Origin of the sequence: Faecalibacterium sp. Marseille-P9590 (assembly GCF_017377665.1) — a bacterium.
Taxonomy (GTDB): domain Bacteria; phylum Bacillota; class Clostridia; order Oscillospirales; family Ruminococcaceae; genus Faecalibacterium.
Genome location: NZ_JAFREF010000003.1, coordinates 133,043 through 155,477, shown reverse-complemented (window position 1 = coordinate 155,477; position 22,435 = coordinate 133,043). Strand labels below are relative to the sequence as shown.

Below are 22,435 nucleotides of genomic sequence, written 5' to 3'. Positions count from 1 at the left end.
CTCCTAGTGAATTTATTTTTTGCCGTTGTTTTCCTCCGGCGGGGCGGCAAGGATGTCTGCCATCGCCTTGAGGATGCTTTGCAGCAGTTCCAGCGGCTTTTCGTCGGGTTGGAGAGTCACCGAGAGGTAGGGCTTGGTGCCGGCTCCTGCCGTCACCCGGCCATTGAAAGCGATGAGCAGGCCGCGAATCATGGCCACATCCAGCGTCTCCACCTGTAACAGCAGGGTGTCCTTTTTCTGGGTGACTTCGTAGACGCCCACAGCGGTGGCCTGTACGCGCACCAGCGAGACGTTCACGAGGTCGCTGACAGAGGGCGGCGGGTCGCCGTAGCGGTCGATGAGTTCGTCCAGCACGTCGGCGGCGTCTTCGGGGGTCTGGATGGCGGCGATGCGCTTGTAGGCCTCGATGCGGCCCGGGCCGTCGGCAATATACTTTTCCGGGATGAAGGCGTCCACCCGCAGGTCCACGAGGCATTCGCTCTTGTCGCGCTGGATGGGCTCACCCTTGGCCCGGGCGATGGCCTGACCCAGCATCTTGACATAGAGGTCATAGCCCACGGCCTCCATGTGGCCGTGCTGGCTGTGGCCCAGCAGACTGCCTGCTCCGCGAATTTGTAAGTCGCGCATGGCGATGCGGAAGCCGGAGCCGAAGGCCGTGAACTCCCGGATGGCCGAAAGCCGCTTCTGGGCGATGTCGGTGAGGGTCTTGTCCCGCCGGAAGGTGAAGTAGGCGTAGGCTTTCCGGCCCGAACGGCCTACGCGGCCCCGGATCTGGTACAGCTGGGCCAGACCCATCCGGTCAGCATCCTCGATGATGAGGGTGTTGCAGTTGCGCACGTCAATGCCCGTCTCGATGAGGGTGGTGCAGACGAGGATGTCGATCTCGCCGTTCAGTAGATGCTGCCAGACGGGGTTCAGCTCTTCCTCGGTCATCTTGCCGTGGGCGATGCCCACCCGCGCTCCCGGCACCATCTGGCTGACATGGGCGGCACAGGACTCGATGTTGTCCACCCGGTTGTGCAGGTAGTAGACCTGACCGCCCCGGGCCAGCTCCTTCTTCATGGCTTCGGCGAGGATGACGTCATTGTATTCCAACACGAACGTCTCCACCGGCTGGCGCTCGATGGGCGGCTGCTCGATGGTGGAGAGGTCGCGGATGCCGCTCATGGCCATGTTCAGGGTGCGGGGGATGGGGGTGGCCGAGAGGGTCAGCATGTCCACGCCGATAAAGTTCTCTTTCAGCTTCTCCTTGTGCTTGACGCCGAAACGCTGCTCCTCGTCGATGATGACAAGGCCCAGGTCGTGGAACCGGACGTCCTTGGAGAGCAGGCGGTGGGTGCCGATGACGATGTCCACGCTGCCGGCCTGCAGGCCCCGCAGGGTCTCTTTCTGCTGCTTGGCGGTGCGGAAGCGGGAGAGCAGCCCGACTTTCACCGGGAACGCCTCCATGCGGGAGATGATGCTGTTGTAGTGCTGCCACGCCAGCAGGGTGGTGGGGGCCAGAATGGCGCACTGCTTGCCGCCCATGACGCACTTGAAGGCCGCGCGGAAGGCGACCTCTGTTTTGCCGACGCCCACGTCACCGCAGAGCAGGCGGTCCATAGGCCAGCCCTTTTCCATGTCCTTCTTAATTTCGGCGGTGGCGGTGAGCTGGTCGTCCGTCTCGTCGTACTCGAAGCGGGACTCGAAATCGCTCTGCCAATCACCGTCGGCGGGGAAGGCGTAGCCCGTGGCCTGACGGCGGCGGGCGTAGAGCTCGATAAGCTCCTGCGCCATCTCTTCGGTGGCCTTTTTGACCTTGGCGCGGGTGCGCTGCCACTCGGTGCCGCCCAGCTTTGCAAGCTTCACCTTTTCCTCGTCGCCGGGGGCGGTGTAGCGGCTCAGCAGATCGAGCTGAGTGACCGGCACATACAGCACGTCCGAGCCGGAGTACTGAATCTTCAGGTAATCTTTTATCGCGCCCTGCACCTCGAGACGCTGGATGCCCGCATACATACCGATGCCGTGGCTCTGGTGAACCACATAGTCGCCGGGCTTGATGTCCGAGAGGCTGGACAGGGCGTTTTTGTTCTTCTTGCGCTTTTTGTTTTCGGCGGCCTCGTCGTCCAGACCGTGACGCCGGGACGAAACGACCGCCACGCGGGCGAACGGGAAGGTGCAGCCCGCCGTGAGGTGGCCGGGCAGTACCTGAACCAAACCTTTCGCGGGCCGGACGTCTCGGCTCATGCTGACGGCATAGCCCTTGTCAGCCAAATCGCGGGTAAGGGCCGCAGCACCCTTGGGCGTACCGGCGAAAAGGGTCACGGCGTACCCCTGCTGGACCAGCGGGTCGAGGTCTTCCCGCAGGGAAGCGAGGTCGCCGCCCCAGTTGGGGGCCGCGAACGCCTCGGCGTTGATGAGGTCTTTCAGTTTGAACTCGTTCATGCCGCGCAGGAAGTTCTCGCAGAGCAGGGTGCTCTGGTCCTGCGCCGCAATGGCGAGGTCGTCCATGGTCTGGTAGAGCACATCGAGGCCGGGGCAGATAACGCCCTCCTCGAGCAGGCCGGTCAGCTCTTCGCTGCGGCGGAACTCGGTGGCCTTCTGGGCGTCCCGGATGCCGCCCACCTCGTCGAGGATGAAGATGGGGCTGCTCAGGTGGTCGAGCAATGTGGCGGGCGTCTTGTACCGCAGACCGTAGTATTTGTCCATAGCCTCGGGCATGACGCCGCTGTCCAGCTGGGCGAGGTCGGACTCCATGGCCTTTTCGAGGGCGGTGCGGCGCTTGCCGCGGGCTTTCTTCTGGGCGGCGCGGAGGGCCTCCGCCGTGTCGGCGGTGCTGCCGAACAGCACCTCACGGGCGGGGGAAAGATAGATTTTTTCCAGCGCACCGTCCCGCCGCTGGGTGAGCAGGTCGAAGGAGGCGAGTGAGTCTATCTCGTCGTCCCAGTACTCCACACGGGCGGGCTGGCGCATATCGGGGGCGTAGATGTCCACGATGTCGCCCCGGACGCTGAACTGTCCCGGGCCGTCCACCTGACTTCGCCGCACGTATCCGGCGGCGAAGAGCCGCTCCACCAGCGCTTCGCGGTTGTAGACCATGCCGGGCTTGAGGGTGAGGGTGTTCTTCTGGAACTCATCCTGCGGCACAGTGTATTGGAGCAGGGCTTCGGCGGGGACGCAGACGGCGTTCAGCCGTCCGCCCGCCAGTGCGCCCAGCACCGACAGACGCCGGTACTCGTACTCGCGGCCCGCGCCCTCGACGGGGCGGAGCATGAAGTCCCGGGGCGGGAACACCGCCGCCGAGAGCCCCAGCGTCTTGAGGTCGTCGGCAAAATGGGTGGCCTCGGCCTCGCCGGGCGTGACGACGCAGAGGATGCGGTCCGTGTCCTTCTGGAGCGCGGCGTAGAGCAATGCCCGGCCTGCCGGAGGCAGGCCGAACAGCGCCGCCGGGCCGGGGGAGGCGAGGCTGGCCGCTATCTTCTGATATTCAGGGGTGTTTTTCAGGAGCGCTTCGTACATGGTGGACCTCCTTTCAGCCCTCTCAGTCATCGCTGCGCGATGCCAGCTCTCCCATGGGGAGAGCCACTGGCGTGTCGGTCAGGCTTTTGCGAGACAAGAGAGGGTTCTTTTATCGGGAACGGTAGTGCCCTGCTGCCGAGGACAGCAACAGCTTGACAAGGTGCATTGTCCACAAGACATCTGCCCCCGCAAGCAAGGCCCGGCATTCTGCGGATGCGCAGGCTTTCAGCAGGCGGTACAAAGCGGCCCGGCCTGCTAAGGGCTCCCCCTCTGAGGAAAGACTTCCCCCGGCCGGGGGAAGATGTCGCGTAAGCGACAAAAAGGGGAATCTGGCGCGTCAGCGCCTGAGAGGGATTACCCGTTATACTTGCTCTGCGCCAGACCCAGCTTGCCGTCCATGATGAGCTTTGCGGCGGCTGCGATGTCGGGGCAGCGGTCGGCGAGGGCCTTGGCATCGTCGGGCGGGAACTTGCCCAGCACCCAGTCGGCCAAATCGTAGTCCGGGCGGGGCTTTGCGCCCACGCCGATGCGGATGCGGGGGAAGTTCTCGCCGCCGAGGCGGGCGATGATGCTCTTGAGGCCGTTGTGGCCGCCCGCAGAGCCGGAGGGCCGGATGCGCAGTTTGCCGGGGTTCTGGGTGATGTCGTCGCACAGGACGATGACGTGGTCGGCAGGGATCTTGAAGAAGCCCGCCAGCGGGCCGATGGAGTCGCCCGAGAGGTTCATATAAGTCAGGGGCTTCAGGAGCACGACCTTGTGGCCGTCCACCTCGCCCTGCCCCCACAGGCCCTGAAACTTGGTCTTGGAGACGGAGATGCCCCACTTGCCGGCCAGATAGTCCAGCGCGGCAAAGCCTGCGTTGTGACGGGTGCCGTCGTATTTCGGCTCCGGATTGCCGAGGCCGGCAATGAGCCAGATGTCATTGGTGTTCATATGATATATTCTGCCTTTTTTACGTTGGATCTGTTTTCGAACAATATGTTATTATAACATACGCGCGCGCAAAAAGATACACAAAAAACATAAAATGCCCCGGCGCACGGATGCGGAACGTGCGCCGGGGCAGATGGAAAGCGCTGGATGCGGAACCGGCGCTCTGGGCAGAGTCGGAGGGAGAGTAAAAACGGAAAACTTAACCCTGCTCTTTTTCGAGTTTCTGCTTCTTTATAATGTACGCCTCCATTTTCGGTTCAGCCCAGCCGTCGAGGTTGGTCTGACGCTCCCGGGCGATGCCAAGAGCCTGCGGGGGGACGTCTTTGGTGATGGTGCTGCCGGCGGCGGTGTAGGCCCCGTCGCCGATGGTGACGGGGGCGACAAGGTTGGTGTTGCAGCCGATGAAGCAGTAGTCGCCGATCTGAGTGCGGAACTTGTCCTTGCCGTCGTAGTTGCAGGTGACGGTGCCGCAGCCGAAATTACAGTACTTGCCTACATCGCTGTCGCCGATGTAGGTCAGGTGGCTGACGGTGTTGCCCCGGGCAAAGTTGGAGTTCTTCGTCTCGACATAAGCGCCCAGATGCACACCGTAGCCGGTGACGGTGTTGATGCGCACATGGGTGAAGGGGCCGATGTTGTTGTGGGGGCCGAGGTGGCTGCTGTAGACCTGGCTGGCGTTGACGGTGGTGCCTTCGTCCACGGTGCTGTCCTCGATAAGGGTGTTGGGGCCGATGACGCAGCCTGCGCCGATGGCGGTCTTGCCGCGCAGGATGGTGCCTGCGAGGATGACGGCTCCCGGGGCAATGACTACTTCAGAGCCGATCTCCACATTGCGGCTGCGGATGTCCACGCCGTTTGCGATGTGGCGCAGCAGCACCTCTTCGCGCTGGGCCTCGGCAGCGTCGAGCTTTGCCTTTGCGGCAGCCAGTGCGGATGTATCAATATTCTGCATAGAGAAAAACCTCCTCCAAAACCGCCTCTCGCAGAAGCTGTGCAGACCCCTGCGGAAGAGGAAATGTTGTATCCAAGATAGAAGAAATTCGGAAAGATGGAAGACAAACAAGAACAGCAGCAAGTTTAATGGATGGAAAGTTGTATCCAACTGCCCAAAAACGGCGTCAGAACTCAAAAATCCTCTTCAAATCTTTCCCATTTTATATTACCCAAAAAGTGAGTAAAATGCAAGGGTTTGCACAAAAAATATCAAACAAATTCGGTGATTTGCCCGATGGAATAGACGTGAAATTTTGGTATAATAGTTTAGCATTCACAGAGAAATGTTTATCGTATGACAAGACAGAGCAACGATAAGACCGCCGTGCTTCGCGCCAGCGGCCATCATTTGGGAGGTAAACACGCATGAGCAAAAAGTATCTGTACTACTTCAGCGAAGGCAACGATGCCTTTGGCGGCGACAAGGTCACCATGAAGAACATTCTGGGCGGCAAGGGCGCTGGTCTGGCTGAGATGACTGCAGCCGGTATGCCGGTGCCGCAGGGCTTCACCATCACCACCGAGGCCTGCACCCAGTACTACGCAGATGGCCGCCAGATCAACGACGAGATCACCGCTGACATCTTCGAGCACGTCAAGGGCCTCGAGAAGATCACCGGCAAGACCTTCGGCGACAACGAGAATCCGCTGCTGGTCTCCGTCCGTTCCGGCGCACGTCAGTCCATGCCCGGCATGATGGACACCATCCTGAACCTCGGCCTGAACGACGAGGCTGTCGAGGGTCTGGCCAAGAAGACCAACAACCCCCGCTTCGCATATGACTGCTACCGCCGCTTCGTGCAGATGTTCGCCGACGTCGTCATGATGGTCCCGAAGAGCCTGTTCGAGGTCGAGATCGATAAGCTGAAGGAAGCCAAGGGCGTCAAGAATGACGTTGACCTGACTGCTGACGACCTGAAGGAACTGGTCGGCACCTTCAAGAAGATCTACGAGGACAACGAGGGCAAGCCGTTCCCCCAGGACCCCAAGGATCAGCTCATCGAGGCTGTCAAGGCCGTCTTCCGCAGCTGGGACAACCCCCGTGCAAACGTCTATCGTAAGATGAACGAGATCCCCTACGAGTGGGGTACCGCTGTCAACGTCCAGCAGATGGCTTTCGGTAACTCCGGCGACCGCTCCGGCACCGGCGTTGCATTCACCCGTGACCCCGCCACCGGCGCTAAGAAGCTGATGGGCGAGTACCTCATCAATGCACAGGGCGAGGACGTCGTTGCTGGTGTCCGCACTCCGTCTCCCATCAGCCACCTGCACGAGCAGATGCCTGAGGTCTACGACCAGTTCGTTGAGATCGCTACCCGTCTGGAGAACTACTTCCGCGATATGCAGGATATGGAGTTCACCATTGAGGACGGCCACCTGTATATGCTGCAGACCCGTAACGGCAAGCGTACCGCTCAGGCTGCTCTGCAGATCGCATGTGACCTGGTGGACGAGGGCATGATCACCGAGCAGGAGGCTGTCCTGCGCGTGGAGCCCAAGCAGCTGGATACCCTGCTGCATCCCCAGTTCGACGCAGCTGCCCTGAAGGCTGCTGAGGTCGTCGGCAAGGGTCTGGCAGCTTCTCCCGGTTCTGCCTGCGGCCAGATCGTCTTCACCGCCGAAGAGGCTGAGGAGATGGTCAAGTCCGGCAAGATGAAGAAGGTCGTTCTGGTCCGTCTGGAGACCTCTCCCGAGGACATCGTCGGTATGCAGGTGTCTCAGGGCATCCTGACCGTCCGCGGCGGCATGACCAGCCACGCAGCCGTTGTTGCTCGTGGTATGGGTACCTGCTGTGTCTCCGGCTGCGGCAACGACAACGACGTGAAGATCGACGAAGAGGCTAAGACCTTCGAGCTCAACGGCCACAAGTTCGTCGAGGGCGACTGGATCTCCATCGACGGCTCCACTGGTAACATCTACGGTGAGCAGGTCGCTACCGTCGCCGCCACCGGCAACAAGAACTTCAACCGCTTCATGGGTTGGGCAGACGCCGCTCGTCAGCTGCTGGTCATGACCAACGCTGATAACCCGCGCGACGCACAGCAGGCAGTTGACCTGGGTGCTGAGGGCATCGGCCTGTGCCGTACCGAGCATATGTTCTTTGCTGAGGACCGCATCAAGGCTGTCCGTGAGATGATCTGCGCACGTACCGTGGAAGAGCGCGAGGCTGCTCTGGCCAAGGTCGAGCCGTTCCAGCAGGGTGACTTCGAGGCGATGTACCGCATCATGGGTGAGCGCCCGATGACCATCCGTTATCTGGACCCGCCTCTCCACGAGTTCCTGCCCAGCAAGGACGAGGACATCAAGGAGCTGGCTGCCGACATGGGCATGACCTTTGATGACCTGAAGAACGTCGTTGCTTCTCTGCACGAGTTCAACCCCATGATGGGCCATCGTGGCTGCCGTCTGGCTGTCACCTATCCCGAGATCGCAGCAATGCAGACCCGCGCTGTTATCAAGGCAGCTCTGAACGTCTCTGCTGAGACCGGTTATATCATCACTCCGCACATCATGATCCCGCTGGTCGGCGAGGTCAAGGAGCTGAAGTTCGTCAAGGACGTTGTCGTCAAGGTCGCAGACGAGCTCATCAAGGCTTCCGGCGTTGATATGAAGTATCTGGTCGGTACCATGATCGAGATCCCCCGTGCAGCTCTGACTGCCGGCGAGATTGCCAAGGAGGCCGAGTTCTTCAGCTTCGGCACCAACGACCTGACTCAGATGACCTTCGGCTTCAGCCGTGACGATGCTGCCAAGTTCCTGGGCGCTTACTACGAGAACAAGATCTACGAGAGCGATCCGTTCCAGCATCTGGATCAGGTCGGCGTCGGCAAGCTGGTCAAGATGGCTGCACATGACGGCCGTGAGACCCGTCCCGACCTGGGTCTGGGCATCTGCGGCGAGCACGGCGGCGATCCTTCCAGCGTCGAGTTCTGCCACAATGTTGGTCTGGACTACGTCAGCTGCTCTCCCTTCCGTGTGCCTATCGCACGTCTGGCTGCTGCCCAGGCTGCCATCAAGAATCCCAGAAAGTAAGATTGTTGCATGAAGATGCACTGATCCTGCAAAACATGGGAAGATAAACGTATGATAAACCCTCCCCGGTGAAACTGAATGGTTTTGCCGGGGAGGGTTTTGGTTTAGTCAAGAATTCAATGAATTGAGGATATATAAATGACGGGGCAAGAAAGACAGGGAGGCTGGCAGTTTCCGCTGATTCCTGAAAGGCGTTTGGCGGCACATTGGATGACATGGAGTGCATAAAATTGACTGGACTTGCCCGGAATACCTATTATAAATATAAGCGGCAGATTCGGGAGGACGCTGAAATGAAGGATTGACTTCTATGTAAAAGAAGCCGCTGCAAAGGCGGACAGAAGGAACACGGGACATTCAAAACGAGAATGCCGTGTTCCTTTTTTGTTGTTTGTGGAGGATGGACAACCATACCGTCCAGCCAAATCTGTATAATGAGAGCAGAAAAGTTGATAGAAACATAAGAAAGAAGGAGAAGAGCGTATGAAAAAATTTTTGATGGTGCTGTTGAGCATTGCATTTGTGCTGAATCTTGCGATTGTGATTGGGCTGATTGGCGGATATGGTTCGCCACGCCGGGCGCTTTACACCATCACAGATGAACTGATGAACAGTGCCTATCGCTTCAAAAGAGGTTGGCAATTTAAGAATAGTCTACCTTGACTTTTTAGGAGATGGACAGGCGGTCTGTCCATCTTTTTTTGTATACTGGGGTTGTGCAAAAGAGACAAAAATTTTTTTGTAATTCCGTGAAACGACAAAACTTCACACAAAGAATTGCAGCGATAGTTGTGTTGTGTTACAATGAGCAGAGAAGGAGAATGAGCTGTGCGTAATAGTAGATTGGACCGTATACTCTATATCCAGCAGGTGCTGGTACAGGGCGGTGTGCTGAACAAACAGCAGATGGCTGACCGCTTCGGTGTCAGTGAGAAAACCATCCAGCGCGATCTTGACACCCTGCGCAATCATTTTGCAGACAGCGAGCCGCGCCGAGAGATCTTATACAACTCCGCAAAGGGCGGCTATCTGCTGGATGACACGCTTTCCCGCTTCCTCACCAGCAGCGAGATTCTGGCAGTGTGCAAGATCCTGCTGGAGAGCCGCTCCATGGTCAAGGAGGAGATGTTCCCCATTCTGGACAAGCTGGTGCAGGTGTGCACCCCGCTGGACCGATTAAATCAGGTCAAAGACCTCATCAGCAACGAACGCTTCCATTACGTTGAGCCGCAGCATGGCCGGAAGTTTATCGAGAGCCTGTGGGAGATCGGCACGGCAGTAGAAAATCACAATGTTATGGAAATTACCTACTGCCGCACCCACGACGGCGAGACTCGTGTGCGCACCATTGAGCCGGTGGGCATCCTGTTCAGCGAGTATTATTTCTATCTGGCGGCGTTCATCGAAGGCATCGACAAGGACAAACACTTCCAGAACCCGCAGGACAATTCCCCGACGATTTATCGTATTGACCGCATTCAGAACTATAAGACCCTCGACCGACACTTTGCACAGCGGTACACCGACCGCTTTCAGGAGGGCGAGATGCGCAAGCGCATCCAGTTTATGTACGGCGGCGAGTTGCAGACCATTCGGTTTGAGTATACCGGGCCGAGTCTGGAATCTGTACTTGACCGTCTGCCCACTGCAAAGGTTTTGCAGGTGACGGAGAAGGGCTGGATCATAGAGGCTGAGGTGTTTGGCACAGGTATCCAAATGTGGGTGCGGAGTCAGGGAGACTATGTGCGGGTACTGGCAGAACAATAAACGCATTAGGAAAGGAGAAAAATAAAATGGCGGTGCCTTTTATCCTGCTGGGTGGTGCGGCGTTGGCCGGCATCACCGGTGCTGTAAAAAGTGTATCTGCTCACACAAAAAATGCAAACGCAAAGCAGATCGTTGCGGAGGCACAGAATATCTATGACGAGGCGCGGGAGATGCTGGAGGAACAAAGAACCTGCACAGCGGAATGCCTGAAACGGCTGGGAGTGCTCAAGGTAGATATCTGGTCGAAAGAAATGAATGATTTTATCCGTACGTTCAGAGCCTTCAAGAATGTCCGGATGGAAAGTGACGTGGCCGGGGATGAACGTCTGAAGCTCAAGCGTCAGGGAACAGAAAACCTGAAAAATATGGAAGTTGCTGCTTTGAAGGCAACGGAGATTGCGCGGGCAGGCGTTGCTTCTCTTGGCACCGGAGTGCTGGCAGGCATTGCCTCCTACGGCGGAGCGATGATGTTTGCATCTGCATCAACAGGCACGGCCATTGCAAGTCTGTCCGGCGTGGCAGCGACCAATGCAACGCTGGCATGGTTTGGCGGCGGTGCATTGACCGCAGGCGGTCTGGGCATGGCGGGCGGCACACTGGTTCTCGGCGGCATCGTTGTCGGGCCGGTATTGGCAGCCGCAGGCCTTATCATGAATGCCAAGGCGGATGAAAATCTGGCCAGTGCAGAAGCCACGGCGGCGCGGGCCGAAACGGCGGTGGAAAAGATGGCTGTTATGACAGATTTTATGAAAAAGACTGCAAGTATTGCAGAAAACTATTCGGACTTTCTGGTACGCTTTCGCAGTGCATTTTATCCGGTAGTAAATGAGATGAAATATATGGAACAGCGCACCAGACAGAAGCAGAAAAGGATGCTGTACGATTCAGACGATGAGAAAATCGATTTCAACAGCCTGACCGAAGCAGAGCAGAAAAAGATTCATCAGGCATGGCTTATGGCACAAATTATGTGTTCAGTACTGTCAGAACCGCTTCTGACACCGGCCGGGGAACTGGCTTCGGAAGCACAGACAACTCTGCAGAACGCAAGGAATGTGTATCCGGCATTCGCACAGGGAAGGTACGGCTTCTGATGCGCCTGTAAAGGAGAAAGAAGGATCGAGCTGTGAGAAGCAGGGAAGAAAAAAATCTGGAAGGTCAGGCTGGTGCATTTGTGGGCAATGCGGCCTCCCAGAATGTACAAATGGGAACCGATACGGCCATTGACTCTATGAGGGAGCTTTTGTACAAGGCAGGAAAGATTTCAAAAGTAGGCTTTGAGCAGTCCAAGGGAAATCTGTTTGAGTACATTGAGGCAGCAAAGCTGCAAACGAATATGGCAAACTGCGGCGAACGCTTTGACCGGAACCCAGTGACGGATCTGGCGGCAGGTCGGGGAGGATACGGCGGGCATACGGCACCGGATGACTTCCGTATGCAGAGGAATGGCCGAATCGTAGGGCAAGGACAGGCAAAATACAATAACAGTGCCTGGCGAGCTGCGCAGAATTTTGTAGATCCGAAGTATACGGATATGCAACGCATTGCACCAACAGACCAGATGGCAGACATTGAGAGCTGCCTGCACAAAATGGCTAAAAACGGTGAGATTTCAAAAACGGCCTACGAGAATGCGGTATCCAACTTGATGAAGAAGGGCTTGACAGATCCGTCCACTGGCATTGCATCAGGAGGCACAACAACTGCGGAGCTGCAAAAGCTGCGTGGCACAGATGGCAGAGTTTCTCAACAAGCGGTTCGGCAGTATGCGGCTCGCTTTGAAGGAAAGCAGCTGGCGCGGGAGGTCGGTACAGCGGCATCGAATATGGCGGTGGCAACCGGTGTTATCACAGCCATTGTGTCCGGTACACAGAATTTGTTTGAGGTGCTGCGGGATCGCAAAACGCTCGACAATGCGTTGGAAGAGGTAAAAGCGGATACCGTCAGCGGTGCACTGCGCGGTGGCGAGACCGGCGTGCTTAGCACGGTGATCCGCTTTGGAGGCCGGAAAGTGGCACTTCCGGTGCTTTCGGATTCAACCGCAGCAACAGTCATGGCGGGCGGGCTGATAGATGGAGGCGCAGCACTTTATTCCTACGCAAAAGGAGAAATCACCGGGCAGCAGCTGCAGGGGGCTTTGGCAGATACGACGGTAAAGTCGGTCGCAACGGTCTATTTTACCAAAGCGCTCGGACTGGTGGTCGGCACGGCAAATCCGTTTGTCCCGATGGCGGTCTATACGGTAGCAGCCTATGTGGTGTCCTGCACACGCGCTATTGTGGAGCAGGCAGAGCTGAATGCGGCAGAGTACGATCGGATGACGGCATTGCTGAAGGAATCAACGCGGTTGGAACAGGAATATCACCGTCAACTGATGGATTTTATGAAGCAATATGAACAGCAGCAGCGTACCCGACTGAACAGCCTGCTGGATGCCTTCGCGTACCTTGCGGATGATGATACCAACTACGAGCGTGCGGTATATGCCATTTTGAAATATGCAGACCAGACAGGTCTTGCACTGCAGCATAGAGATTTTGACGCGTTCCGCGCAGCAATGTGCTCCGAGGAAGAATTTGTTTTGCGATGACATATGACATGAATAGTATAAAACATTCTGAAAGGAACGATGAATCGTGAAAGTGGAGAAAAAACAAAGTCGGGCAAGTGTTCTGGATAAGGCAAAGAAGCTGGCGATTTCAAAAGCGGTAGACCAATATGCAGAAAGTTACGAGAACAAAACAGGCAAAACAGTGAATGCAGAGGCATTGAAGTCGATTTTTATACAACACGCAGATGTTGTAGAAGACGTGATGACGAAGGGGGACTTTGAAAAAAAGATAAAAACGGCGGTGGATACCGTTGACGTTGTGGGAAAGATGGCGCGGATACAGGATCTCAATGGAAATGTAGTACAGACCAAAGAGCTTGTAAAAGACAAAAGTGCCTTGCATGTGTTGTTCAGTCCTGACAGCATTGACAGTAGAGGCGATTTAAAGGAGGAAGGCAAGCAGGCCATGCAGGAACTGGTGGAAATGCATGACCTGACCAATCCGAAAAAATTGGGGGAATTTCTGGTACAGCTGCATATCGCACAGATCGAGCACTTCAACGAGCGTTTTGAACTACTGGAAGACCTACATCTGAACGACTACAGCAGTCGGCTGATGGATGGCAAAACGTATCTGGAACGCTATAAAAGGGCACAGGATGAAACGAATCAAGTTTCCTACCTTGAAAAGGCGGACGATGCGTTTATCAAAGCAATCCACCGGTTTGAAGGTGCACTTCGCATTTATGTGAGCGATGTGAAGAAGATCGTGCGAGGACCTCGTTTTATCAGGAGTATCAAGCTGAAAAAACTGGACGGAGACATGAAAAAAATCCGGGGTATGCTTGAGACTATGCAGGAATTGGTTGCGCTGGAAAACCTGGTCGGCCGCTGGAAAAAAGAACCGCAGGATGATATCCAGCGGGAATATCAGAATTTCTTTGATGAGGTGATCGGTGCAAATCTTAAACTCCTGCAGAATTACTGTAGAGATGAAGATGATATGTTTTGGAAAGACATTGAAGAGAATGGACGGACCATTCTTTTAATGGAATAAAATAACACAACAAGTAAAGGAGTAGTACAGTATGGGTATCGGCAGAAATGACATGGAAAAAGAACAGAGCGCTCTGTTTGCGACAGCGGTTTCTTTGGGTGCAGCACTTTTGGGCGGCGGTGCAAAGCTTGCACTTGACAATATGAAGGCTACAAGCGTTGCACTCATTGATTCCAAAATCAGTGATAACGAAGCAAAAAAGAAAGAGCTTTCCAAGGGTCTTGGCTGGTTGACCAACAGCGAAGAAATCGAAAAGATTAACCAGGAAAATGCAAGACTGCGTGCAAAGAAAGAGAAAAAATAAATTTTGTGTCCGGGGCTAAAGTGCAAAAAATGATTTTGACAGAAACTTTCTGCCAAAAGTCCACTGCACTTTCAGGTTATTACAATCCTGGTCGATTGCACATACAATACAAGTATCACTTCACAAAACGGAGGGGACTTGTATTATGGTGGACTACGCCGACATCGGAAAACGCATCCGTGCCTGCCGCCTTGCAAAGGGTATGACGCAGGAGCAGCTGGCCAATGAGGTCGGCGTGGTGGTCACGCACATCAGCCATATCGAAACAGGCAACTCTGTACCCAGCCTGAAAACGCTGATCGACATCATCAACGCACTGGACTGCTCCGCAGACGAGCTGCTGTGCATTGAGATCAAAAAGGCAAAGCCGGTGTTCGACAGCTGGATGACCGAACAGCTTGCAGATTGCTCTGCCGATGAGGCAAAGATCATCAAAGAAACGGTCGTCAGCCTGAAAAAGTCGCTCCGAAAAGTGTACGGAAAGTCCTCTAAATACAGATATGACTAAAACTTCCCAAAACCTTAATGTCAGTCGATAGAAATTGAGTGCCTGCAAAAGCACCCATAAAGTAAACGAACCGCCTCGGTTTCCATAGTAGGAAGCCGGGGCGGTTTTTTGCGCTCACGGAGGGGCGGATGAAAAACGCGGTATGAATATATACCATATAAAAATGAATATATGCTAAAATTTCGGGAAAATACTTGCATTTTTATTAAAATTGGTGTATTATGACACCTGCCGACGAAATGCCGACAATCAACAAGAGAGGGATCGATACTATTATGTCTTTGAAGAAGAAAATTGCTGCGGCGTTCATCGCCTGTGCGATGACGCTTGCCATGGTTCCTTCCGCCTTCGCCTGCACGGCACTCTATGTTGGCAGCGACCTCACCGAGGATGGCACCACCATGTTTGGCCGGATCGAGGATCTTGGCACCAACGATTACAACAAGCTGTTCAACATCAGCCCCGCCGGGAAGCACACCGCGGGCGAGGTGTACGAGGGCTGCTACGGCTTTACCTACACCTTCACCCATGACAGCTACCGCTACACCGCCCGCCGGGACGACAACGGTCTGGGTGTCTGCCCGGACTGCGACAGCACCCATGAGCACACCCCCTATGAGGAGGCTGGCACCAACGAGAAGGGCGTCATGGTCTCTGCCACCGAGTCTCTCTACGGCACCGACGCCGTGCTGAGCGTAGACCCCTATGTGGACAACGGCATTGAGGAAGCCGAGATCACCACGGTGCTGCTGAGCGAAGCTTCCACGGCCCGCGAGGGTGTTGCCCTGCTGACCTCCATCTACGACAACGCCGGTGCAGCCGGCGGCTCCGGCGTGTTCATTGCCGACCAGAACGAGACCTGGTTCGTGGAGAACCTGACGGGCCACACCTACCTTGCCCTGAAGCTCTCCTCCAGCGTGGTCTTCATGCAGCCCAACATCGCCGCTATGGGCAAGATCGATCTGGATGACACCGACCATGTGGTGGCCTCTGCTAACCTGATCTCCGTGGCCCAGAAGGCCGGTACCTTTGTGGGCGACGCCGCTGCCAATGTCATCGATCTGGATGCCTCCTACAACGGCGACATCGCATCGGACCGCATGGCAGCCGGCCTGAACTACCTGTACGGCACCGATACCTTTACGAAGGACAACTACAGCGAGACCGACTTTGCTATCAGCAACGTCGGCGAGAACGGTGCCATCGTCCCGGTCTACTCCAACATCCAGCTGACCAAGAAGTTCTCGGTGGAGGATTCCATCCACTTCTTTCAGACCGAGCCCATCGGCAAGACGGGCAATGTGGAGACTCATCTGTTCCAGGTGAGCGCCACCGGCGATCTAAACACCGCCATTACCGAGTGGACCGCTTTTGACGACGATGTGTACAACGCCTTCGTCCCTTACTATCCGATGCTGACCACCGACACCGCAGATGTCTACAAGGTCTCGGTCCACACGGTCACCCGCTCCGACGAGCAGCCCACCGAGGGCGTCTGGTATCAGGATGCCAAGGGCCGCTACTATACCTACCCGGACGACTGGACCGACTCCTTCTACGGCGTGCGTGACGCCCTCTCCAACCTGCTGACCTACGGCAGCAATGGCAATCAGGTCACCGCAAAGGATCGGGCAGCAGCCAAGGCCAGCTATGCCGCGCTCCAGCAGGAGATCATGGCCGACTACGCCGATATGAAGGCCGCCGTTGCCGCCGCCGACACGCTTGAGGCCAAGCAGGCTGCCGCCACCAACGCCAGCAATGCCATGAGCCAGAAGGTGTACAACACCACCCTGAAGATGTACAATAAGCTCCAGGCCAAGACGGCCGCCCGGGCATGGGTCAGCTCTCTGCTGCACTGAGGCTTTGCAGCGCCTGAGGCGTTTCCCATAAAACCGCAGCGCCCCCGGCTTCCATGACAGGAAGCCGGGGGCGTTTTACTTTTGGCAGTACATAGAAAAAACTTTTTACAGCATTTTCACGGTCATAGCCTCGCTGGTGAGGTCCTGTGCTGTGTTGCTATGGGCAGGGTCATCCAGCATATACCGCAGCACCAGAACTTCGCCTACATAGAGGAATGCTGCCTTGATGGGAATGCTGCCGGAGTCCAGCGGGCTTTCCTGTGCGCCGCAGAGAAGGACGACATCCGCGAGCAATGCGCCGGGGGAGTCCTCGTAATGGGTCAGGAGGATAATTTTTGCCCCGGCGGCCTTGGCGGTGCGCAGTGTCTCCATCATGTCGCGGGTCGCGCCGGAGTAGGAAATGAAGAGCACAACGTCGGCCTCGTTCATCAGACTGGCAGTCAGCAGCTGTAAATGACTGTCGCCTGCGGTGCGGAACTTGGTGGAAAGGCTGGCGAAGCGGGCGCAGATGTCGTTTGCCAGGAGCATACTGCCGCCCTGTCCGAGGCAGAACACCTGCCTGGCCTCCTGCATCAGGTGTACGGCCTCGTCCACGGCCTCGGTAGAGAGGGCGTTCTGGGTGCCGTTGATGGCGGTGAGAAAGCGGGCGTATGCGTGCTCGCAAAGTTCTGCGGTGGTAGCACCGGGCTGAAGCTCCCTCTGGCTGGATGGTGTGCCGGTGGCGTTGGCCTGCGCCAGCGCAATGCGCATCTCATGGTAGCCGTCGAACCCCAAAGCCCGGCAGAACCGGAACACTGTCGCCTCGGCGACATTGCACTCCCGGGCCAGCGAGGAAATGGAGAGATACTGCGCTTCGTCCGCATGCTGCAGCAAGTAGTCGGCGACCGCGTGGCCGGATCTGGTCAGCTGGTCCTGTCGTTGATGCAGCAATTCCCAAAAATTTGTACCCATGGTCAAGCTCCTTCGAGCGGGCCGCAATGCCCGCACTATTCCTGATACCTTCTTTTGCCCCTTCCGCTGCACAGGGAAGGGGGCATCTTTATAAAAAGTATAAAAGAAGTTTGGCCGCTTGACAAGTGTGCTTTTCGCCATAATTCGGAAGAAAAAGCTGTGCAGAGCATCTAAAAAACGAGGAAAAGTAGAACTTATTACTGAAAATAAATTTCAAAACTGCGGAAGAAAAACGAAAATGATTTTCAAACCGAAAATGACAAACTACGCAGAAATGATTACAAAATGGCTACAACTGGCAATGAAACTGGTGAAAGTGGCCAAAAACTGGCTGGTATCCCAGATATTTGTGCGGAATGGACAAGAAAACTTTCTGAAAATTGTGTATGCGACCGATGGACAAAATGAAAGAAGTTTTCTATAATAAGGCCAACAAGAGCGGTCAGGGATGAAGGACCGCCGATATGATGATAGGTAAGGAGAACTTATTATGAAGAATGCCATTTCTCGTCGCTCCTTCTTGAAGGCCGTTGGTATTATGAGCGCAGCGGGTGCGCTGGCTGCCTGCGGCGGCAAGTCCGCTTCTACCAGCACGGCAGCTTCTACTGCTGCTTCCACTGCCGCTTCCGGCTCTGCATCCGGCGCAAGCATCAAGCTGTGGACATACCCCATCGGCGGCTGGGGCAAGGACGAGACCGTGCAGGAGCTCATCGCCAGCTTCAACGCAAAGTATCCTGACATTAAAGTGGCCGTTGAGTATCTGGACTACACCAACGGCGACGACCAGGTGAACACCGCCATCGAGGGCGGCAGCGCACCCGACCTCATCATGGAAGGTCCCGAGCGTCTGGTGGCCAACTGGGGCGCAAAGGGTGTCATGGCTCCGCTGAACGATTTGTGGACCGACGACGCCAAGAAGGACATTTACGAGTCCGTCAACTCCGCCTGCCACAACGACAAGGGCGACTACTACGAGTACCCCCTGTGCATGACCGCACACTGCATGGCCGTCAACATGACCAAGGTCAAGGAAGTGGGCGCTGACAAGTATCTCGACACCGATAAGCACACCTGGAGCACCGAAGGCTTCCTGAACACCGTTGACGCTCTGTACAAGGGCGGCTACGAGAATGTGGCAGCCGTCTACTGCGGCGGTCAGGGCGGCGACCAGGGTACCCGCGCTATTATCAATAATATGTACGGCGGCACCTTCACCGACGACGCTCATACCAAGTACACTGCAGACTCTGCCGAGAACATCAAGGCCATCCAGGCACTGTACGACGCCGACGGCATCAACTTCGACGCTTCCATCGCTGGCGGCGACGAGATCACTCTGTTCCGCAACGGCACGTTGCAGATGGCTTTCTGCTGGAACATCGCTCAGCAGCTGAACACCGACAACAACGACGCCGGCCTGACCAACGACGGCGACGAGATCATGCCCATGGCATTCCCGACTGCAAGCGGCGACCCGAAGCTCTGCGGCGGCATCTGGGGCTTTGGCGTCTTCGATAATGGCGATGAGGCCAAGGTCAAGGCAGCCAAGACCTTCATTGAGTTCATCGCTGCTGACCCTGACCAGGTGAAGGACAGCGTTCTGGCTTCCACCTACTTCCCGGTCCGCGCCAGCGTGGGCGACATCTACGCCGACAATGCCATCATGAGCGAGTACACCAAGTTCATGGCCTATCTGGGCGACTACTACCAGATCACTCCGGGCTGGGCAACTGCCCGCACCGAGTGGTGGAACATGCTCCAGCGTGTAGGCACTGGCGAAGACGTTGCCACTTCCGTTGCAACCTTTGTCCAGAACGCCAACGCAGCCGCAGCCGCCGAAGCCTGAGCTTTTCCGCCTGAGGGCAAATAAGTAATGACTGCCCCTCCCTCGAACATCCCGGCGAGGGAGGGGCATTTTGTGTAAGACAAGCACCCAATCAGAACGAAAGGTCTGGTGATTTCTTTGGCTGCAAAGACTGCAAGCATCAAAGAGCCGAAGCGCAGCAGCGCACTGGTTCGGCAGGAGACCATCGCTTCCTACCTGTTCCTTCTGCCCAGCCTCATCTTTTTTCTCGGCTTCGTCATTTACCCCATGATACTCTGCGTGGTCACGAGCTTTTTTGACTCGACCATGAACCGTGCCGACGTCTTTGTGGGTTTTGCCAACTACGCAGAGCTGTTCGCAGACCCCATCTTCATCGGCGCTTTGCGCAACACCTTCATCATCGTGGTCGTCTCGGTGCCTGTGACCTGTGCGTTCTCGCTGTGGGTCAGCTCGGCCATCGTCGATTTGCCCGAGTGGGCCACCAGCCTCTTCCGCTGCGTGTTCTACCTGCCGGTCGTCACCGGCTCGGTGGCTGTCACCGTCGTGTGGAAGTGGATGTACAACAACTACTACGGCATCTTCAACTATCTGGGCAAGGCTGTGGGCCTCATCGACAAGAACATCAACTGGCTGGGCGATGAAAAATACGCTCTGGGCTGCATCATCCTCATCCTGCTCACTACTTCTGTCGGCCAGCCCATCGTGCTGTACGTTTCCGCACTGGGCAACGTAGACCAGTCCATCGTGGAAGCCGCTGAAGTGGACGGTGCCACCGATTTCCAGTGCTTCTGGCGCATCAAGTGGCCCGCCATCATGCCCACCACCCTGTACATCCTGGTCATCACTACCATCAACTCCTTCCAGTGCTTCGCACTGATCCAGCTGCTGACCTCCGGCGGCCCCAACCACAGCACCGATACCATCATGTACTACATCTACTACACGGCATTCAAGCTCTACCGCTATGGTTACGGCAACGCAATGGGCGTTGTGCTGGCCGTTATCATCGCCATCCTGTCGGCTGCCCAGTTCAGGCTTGGCAGTCAGGATAATTAAAGGAGGTGCCGGGCAATGACTGCAACTGCAAAAAAACAGAAACCGTTGAAGCGTCACCCCAGCAAGTTGAAAAAGATGAGCGCTTACATGATACTGACCCTCATCCTTATCAGCATCGTGGCCGTGCTGTTTGCATTTCCGCTCTACTGGATCATCACCGGTTCCTTCAAGACCGGCGCGGCCATCAACTCCACTACCCCCGAGTGGTGGCCCAGCCAGTGGGTGCTGACCAACTACCAGAAACTTTTCGCAGGCAAGAGCGCACCCCTGTGGCAGCTGGCCGTGCCGTTCAGCCACTCTTTCAGCGCGGATGGAGAGCCGATCTACTTTTCCGTCGGCCCTACCGCTCCGGCCGCGCTGCGCTGGATGATAAACACCGTGTTCATGGCCGTCATGTCCATGATCCTCACCTGCATCACCGCCGCAATGGCAGGCTATGCGCTGGCAAAAAAGCGCTTCGTCGGCCGCAAGCTGCTCTTCACCCTCATCGTCTGCGCAATGGCCCTGCCCAAGCAGGTCATCCTCATCCCGCTGCTGCGTGAGATGAGCGCACTGAACCTTTACAATACCATCTGGGCTGTCATTTTCCCCATCGTGGGCTGGCCCTTCGGCGTCTTTTTGATGAAGCAGTTCAGTGAGGGCATCCCCACCGAGATGCTGGAAGCGGCCCGTATCGACGGTGCCAGCGAGGCGCGCACCTTCGTCAGCGTCGTGCTCCCGATGGTCAAGCCGGGCATCGGTGCGCTGGCCATCTTTACCTTCATCAACAGCTGGAACGATTACTTCATGCAGCTCATCATGCTGTCCAGCACCAGCAACCTGACGATCTCGCTGGGCATCGCAAAGCTGCAGGCGGAGAACAGCACCGACTTCGGCCTTATCATGGCAGGCGCTGCTCTGGCCGCTGTGCCGATCATCATCATCTTCCTTATCTTCCAGAAGTACTTCACAAAGGGCATCGCAATGGGTGCGGTCAAAGGCTAAAATCCCGACCGCCGCCTGCGGCGGAAACAGGGAGGGATTTTTGGCGCCGCGGTCAGCAGGATGCGAGGCCCGCCCAAGGGCCGAAGCAGACGCTGGGAACCGCAAGAGGGCGCTGCTGCCGTTTCCCGAACGGAGAGCGTGTAGGGCTTGAATTATCAGAAAGGACATGGACAAATGAAAGACATTACCAAGTATCAGGGCGTTATCCCGGCCTTCTATGCCTGTTACGACGCAGAGGGCAATATCTCCACCGAGGGCGTCAAGGCACTGACCCGCCATCTGATCGCAAAGGGCGTCAAGGGCGTGTATGTGGGCGGCTCCTCCGGTGAGTGCATCTATCAGCACGTCGATGAGCGCAAGGCCGTGCTGGAAGCCGTCATGAGTGAAGCCAAAGGCAAACTGACCGTCATCGCACACGTCGGCTGCAACAACACCGCCGACAGCGTCGAGCTGGCCCGCCACGCCGAGAGCGTGGGCGTGGATGCCATTGCATCGATCCCGCCCATCTACTTCCATCTGCCGGAGTATGCCATCGCCAAATATTGGAACGATATGTCGGCGGCGGCTCCCAACACCGAGTTCGTCATCTACAACATCCCCCAGCTGGCCGGCACCGGCCTGACCATGAGCCTGCTGCGCGAGATGCTCAAGAACCCCAACGTCGTTGCCGTCAAGAACAGCTCTATGCCCACTCAGGACATCCAGATGTTCAAGGATGCAGGCATTGCCGCCCGTGGTGAGGGCAATTTCGTGGTCTTCAACGGCCCAGATGAGCAGTTCGTCTCCGGCCGCGTCATCGGCGCGGACGGCGGCATCGGCGGCACCTATGCCGTTATGCCGGAGCTGTATCTTGCCATGAACGAGCACATCAACAAGGGTGAGATCGAAGCTGCCCGCGCCATTCAGTACGACGCCGACCGCATCATTTATAAGATGTGCGAAGCCCACGGCAACCTCTACGCAGTGCAGAAGGAGATCCTGCGCCGGATGTACGGCCTTGAGCTGGGCGGCGTCCGCGAGCCGATGCCCGGCCTCATCCCGGAAGATGAGCCCATCGTCGCCGAAGCACAGGCCATGATCGAAGCCGCCATCGCAAAACTCTGAAAAATCAAAAAG

The 22,435-nt window shown here is 56.6% G+C and carries 19 protein-coding genes and 1 pseudogene; 16 read left to right on the top strand and 4 right to left on the bottom strand.

The annotated features are described in order from the left end of the window. Positions 1-12: 12 nt before the first annotated feature. From mfd to J3349_RS05650, 3 genes are all read right to left on the bottom strand, one after another. Entirely contained in the window at positions 13-3,498 is a 3,486-nt protein-coding gene (gene mfd / locus J3349_RS05660; RefSeq protein WP_207676723.1) for a transcription-repair coupling factor, read from the bottom strand. A gap of 354 nt (positions 3,499-3,852) precedes the next feature. Further along, positions 3,853-4,431 (bottom strand): aminoacyl-tRNA hydrolase, encoded by a 579-nt coding sequence (pth, locus tag J3349_RS05655; protein WP_158395265.1) that lies wholly within the window; start codon positions 4,429-4,431, stop codon positions 3,853-3,855. A 199-nt stretch (positions 4,432-4,630) separates the two neighbouring features. Beyond that, positions 4,631-5,383, bottom strand: coding sequence for a DapH/DapD/GlmU-related protein (locus tag J3349_RS05650; protein ID WP_207676722.1), 753 nt, complete (start codon positions 5,381-5,383; stop codon positions 4,631-4,633). 128 nt (positions 5,384-5,511) lie between these two features. Here J3349_RS05650 and J3349_RS05645 point away from each other — a divergent pair, with 128 nt between their 5' ends. From J3349_RS05645 to J3349_RS05600, 11 genes and pseudogenes are all read left to right on the top strand, one after another. Then, positions 5,512-5,742 (top strand): hypothetical protein, encoded by a 231-nt coding sequence (locus J3349_RS05645; RefSeq protein WP_158401892.1) that lies wholly within the window; start codon positions 5,512-5,514, stop codon positions 5,740-5,742. Between the two features lie 48 nt (positions 5,743-5,790). After that, positions 5,791-8,457: a pyruvate, phosphate dikinase gene (gene ppdK / locus J3349_RS05640; RefSeq protein ID WP_207676721.1), complete on the top strand. Its 2,667-nt coding sequence runs from the start codon at positions 5,791-5,793 to the stop codon at positions 8,455-8,457. A 188-nt stretch (positions 8,458-8,645) separates the two neighbouring features. Continuing rightward, positions 8,646-8,762 (top strand): annotated as a pseudogene (locus J3349_RS14045) (recombinase family protein); the annotation flags it as partial. A gap of 178 nt (positions 8,763-8,940) precedes the next feature. After that, complete coding sequence (locus tag J3349_RS05635) at positions 8,941-9,120, top strand: hypothetical protein (RefSeq protein WP_117554102.1); 180 nt, start codon at positions 8,941-8,943, stop codon at positions 9,118-9,120. Positions 9,121-9,300: 180 nt separating this feature from the next. Next, the gene (locus tag J3349_RS05630; protein WP_242699529.1) at positions 9,301-10,224 is read left to right on the top strand and encodes a WYL domain-containing protein; all 924 of its coding nucleotides are present in this window, start codon (positions 9,301-9,303) and stop codon (positions 10,222-10,224) included. Positions 10,225-10,250: 26 nt separating this feature from the next. Beyond that, positions 10,251-11,318: a hypothetical protein gene (locus J3349_RS05625; protein WP_207676720.1), complete on the top strand. Its 1,068-nt coding sequence runs from the start codon at positions 10,251-10,253 to the stop codon at positions 11,316-11,318. Between the two features lie 32 nt (positions 11,319-11,350). Further along, positions 11,351-12,814 carry a hypothetical protein gene (locus J3349_RS05620; RefSeq protein ID WP_207676719.1) on the top strand — a complete coding sequence of 488 codons (1,464 nt, stop codon included), beginning with the start codon at positions 11,351-11,353 and terminating at the stop codon, positions 12,812-12,814. Between the two features lie 46 nt (positions 12,815-12,860). After that, positions 12,861-13,832 (top strand): hypothetical protein, encoded by a 972-nt coding sequence (locus J3349_RS05615; protein WP_207676718.1) that lies wholly within the window; start codon positions 12,861-12,863, stop codon positions 13,830-13,832. 31 nt (positions 13,833-13,863) lie between these two features. After that, positions 13,864-14,136 (top strand): hypothetical protein, encoded by a 273-nt coding sequence (locus J3349_RS05610; RefSeq protein WP_207676717.1) that lies wholly within the window; start codon positions 13,864-13,866, stop codon positions 14,134-14,136. 145 nt (positions 14,137-14,281) lie between these two features. Next, positions 14,282-14,644: a helix-turn-helix transcriptional regulator gene (locus J3349_RS05605; protein ID WP_015537470.1), complete on the top strand. Its 363-nt coding sequence runs from the start codon at positions 14,282-14,284 to the stop codon at positions 14,642-14,644. A gap of 275 nt (positions 14,645-14,919) precedes the next feature. Further along, positions 14,920-16,503, top strand: coding sequence for a C69 family dipeptidase (locus tag J3349_RS05600; protein ID WP_242699528.1), 1,584 nt, complete (start codon positions 14,920-14,922; stop codon positions 16,501-16,503). Positions 16,504-16,608: 105 nt separating this feature from the next. Here J3349_RS05600 and J3349_RS05595 read toward each other — a convergent pair whose 3' ends face one another. Further along, entirely contained in the window at positions 16,609-17,454 is an 846-nt protein-coding gene (locus J3349_RS05595; protein ID WP_207676715.1) for a MurR/RpiR family transcriptional regulator, read from the bottom strand. A gap of 118 nt (positions 17,455-17,572) precedes the next feature. Between J3349_RS05595 and J3349_RS05590 the strand changes: the two genes are divergently transcribed. From J3349_RS05590 to J3349_RS05570, 5 genes are all read left to right on the top strand, one after another. Further along, positions 17,573-17,878: a hypothetical protein gene (locus J3349_RS05590; protein WP_207676714.1), complete on the top strand. Its 306-nt coding sequence runs from the start codon at positions 17,573-17,575 to the stop codon at positions 17,876-17,878. A 66-nt stretch (positions 17,879-17,944) separates the two neighbouring features. After that, the gene (locus tag J3349_RS05585) at positions 17,945-19,300 is read left to right on the top strand and encodes an extracellular solute-binding protein (protein WP_207676713.1); all 1,356 of its coding nucleotides are present in this window, start codon (positions 17,945-17,947) and stop codon (positions 19,298-19,300) included. A 108-nt stretch (positions 19,301-19,408) separates the two neighbouring features. Next, the gene (locus J3349_RS05580; protein ID WP_207676712.1) at positions 19,409-20,335 is read left to right on the top strand and encodes a sugar ABC transporter permease; all 927 of its coding nucleotides are present in this window, start codon (positions 19,409-19,411) and stop codon (positions 20,333-20,335) included. Between the two features lie 15 nt (positions 20,336-20,350). After that, positions 20,351-21,319: a carbohydrate ABC transporter permease gene (locus J3349_RS05575; RefSeq protein WP_158402067.1), complete on the top strand. Its 969-nt coding sequence runs from the start codon at positions 20,351-20,353 to the stop codon at positions 21,317-21,319. A gap of 174 nt (positions 21,320-21,493) precedes the next feature. Further along, positions 21,494-22,423, top strand: a complete 930-nt coding sequence (locus J3349_RS05570) for a dihydrodipicolinate synthase family protein (RefSeq protein WP_207676711.1) — start codon at positions 21,494-21,496, stop codon at positions 22,421-22,423. Positions 22,424-22,435 lie beyond the last annotated feature (12 nt).

Excerpts from the sequence above, each read along its gene's own strand:
- J3349_RS05605 (WP_015537470.1), top strand. The coding sequence starts at position 14,282 with ATGGTGGACTACGCCGACATCGGAAAACGCATCCGTGCCTGCCGCCTT.
- mfd (WP_207676723.1), bottom strand. The coding sequence starts at position 3,498 with ATGTACGAAGCGCTCCTGAAAAACACCCCTGAATATCAGAAGATAGCG.
- J3349_RS05585 (WP_207676713.1), top strand. The coding sequence starts at position 17,945 with ATGAAGAATGCCATTTCTCGTCGCTCCTTCTTGAAGGCCGTTGGTATT.
- J3349_RS05570 (WP_207676711.1), top strand. The coding sequence starts at position 21,494 with ATGAAAGACATTACCAAGTATCAGGGCGTTATCCCGGCCTTCTATGCC.
- J3349_RS05650 (WP_207676722.1), bottom strand. The coding sequence starts at position 5,383 with ATGCAGAATATTGATACATCCGCACTGGCTGCCGCAAAGGCAAAGCTC.
- J3349_RS05595 (WP_207676715.1), bottom strand. The coding sequence starts at position 17,454 with ATGGGTACAAATTTTTGGGAATTGCTGCATCAACGACAGGACCAGCTG.
- J3349_RS05610 (WP_207676717.1), top strand. The coding sequence starts at position 13,864 with ATGGGTATCGGCAGAAATGACATGGAAAAAGAACAGAGCGCTCTGTTT.
- J3349_RS05625 (WP_207676720.1), top strand. The coding sequence starts at position 10,251 with ATGGCGGTGCCTTTTATCCTGCTGGGTGGTGCGGCGTTGGCCGGCATC.
- J3349_RS05600 (WP_242699528.1), top strand. The coding sequence starts at position 14,920 with ATGTCTTTGAAGAAGAAAATTGCTGCGGCGTTCATCGCCTGTGCGATG.
- J3349_RS05635 (WP_117554102.1), top strand. The coding sequence starts at position 8,941 with ATGAAAAAATTTTTGATGGTGCTGTTGAGCATTGCATTTGTGCTGAAT.
- J3349_RS05575 (WP_158402067.1), top strand. The coding sequence starts at position 20,351 with ATGACTGCAACTGCAAAAAAACAGAAACCGTTGAAGCGTCACCCCAGC.
- ppdK (WP_207676721.1), top strand. The coding sequence starts at position 5,791 with ATGAGCAAAAAGTATCTGTACTACTTCAGCGAAGGCAACGATGCCTTT.
- pth (WP_158395265.1), bottom strand. The coding sequence starts at position 4,431 with ATGAACACCAATGACATCTGGCTCATTGCCGGCCTCGGCAATCCGGAG.
- J3349_RS05645 (WP_158401892.1), top strand. The coding sequence starts at position 5,512 with ATGGATGGAAAGTTGTATCCAACTGCCCAAAAACGGCGTCAGAACTCA.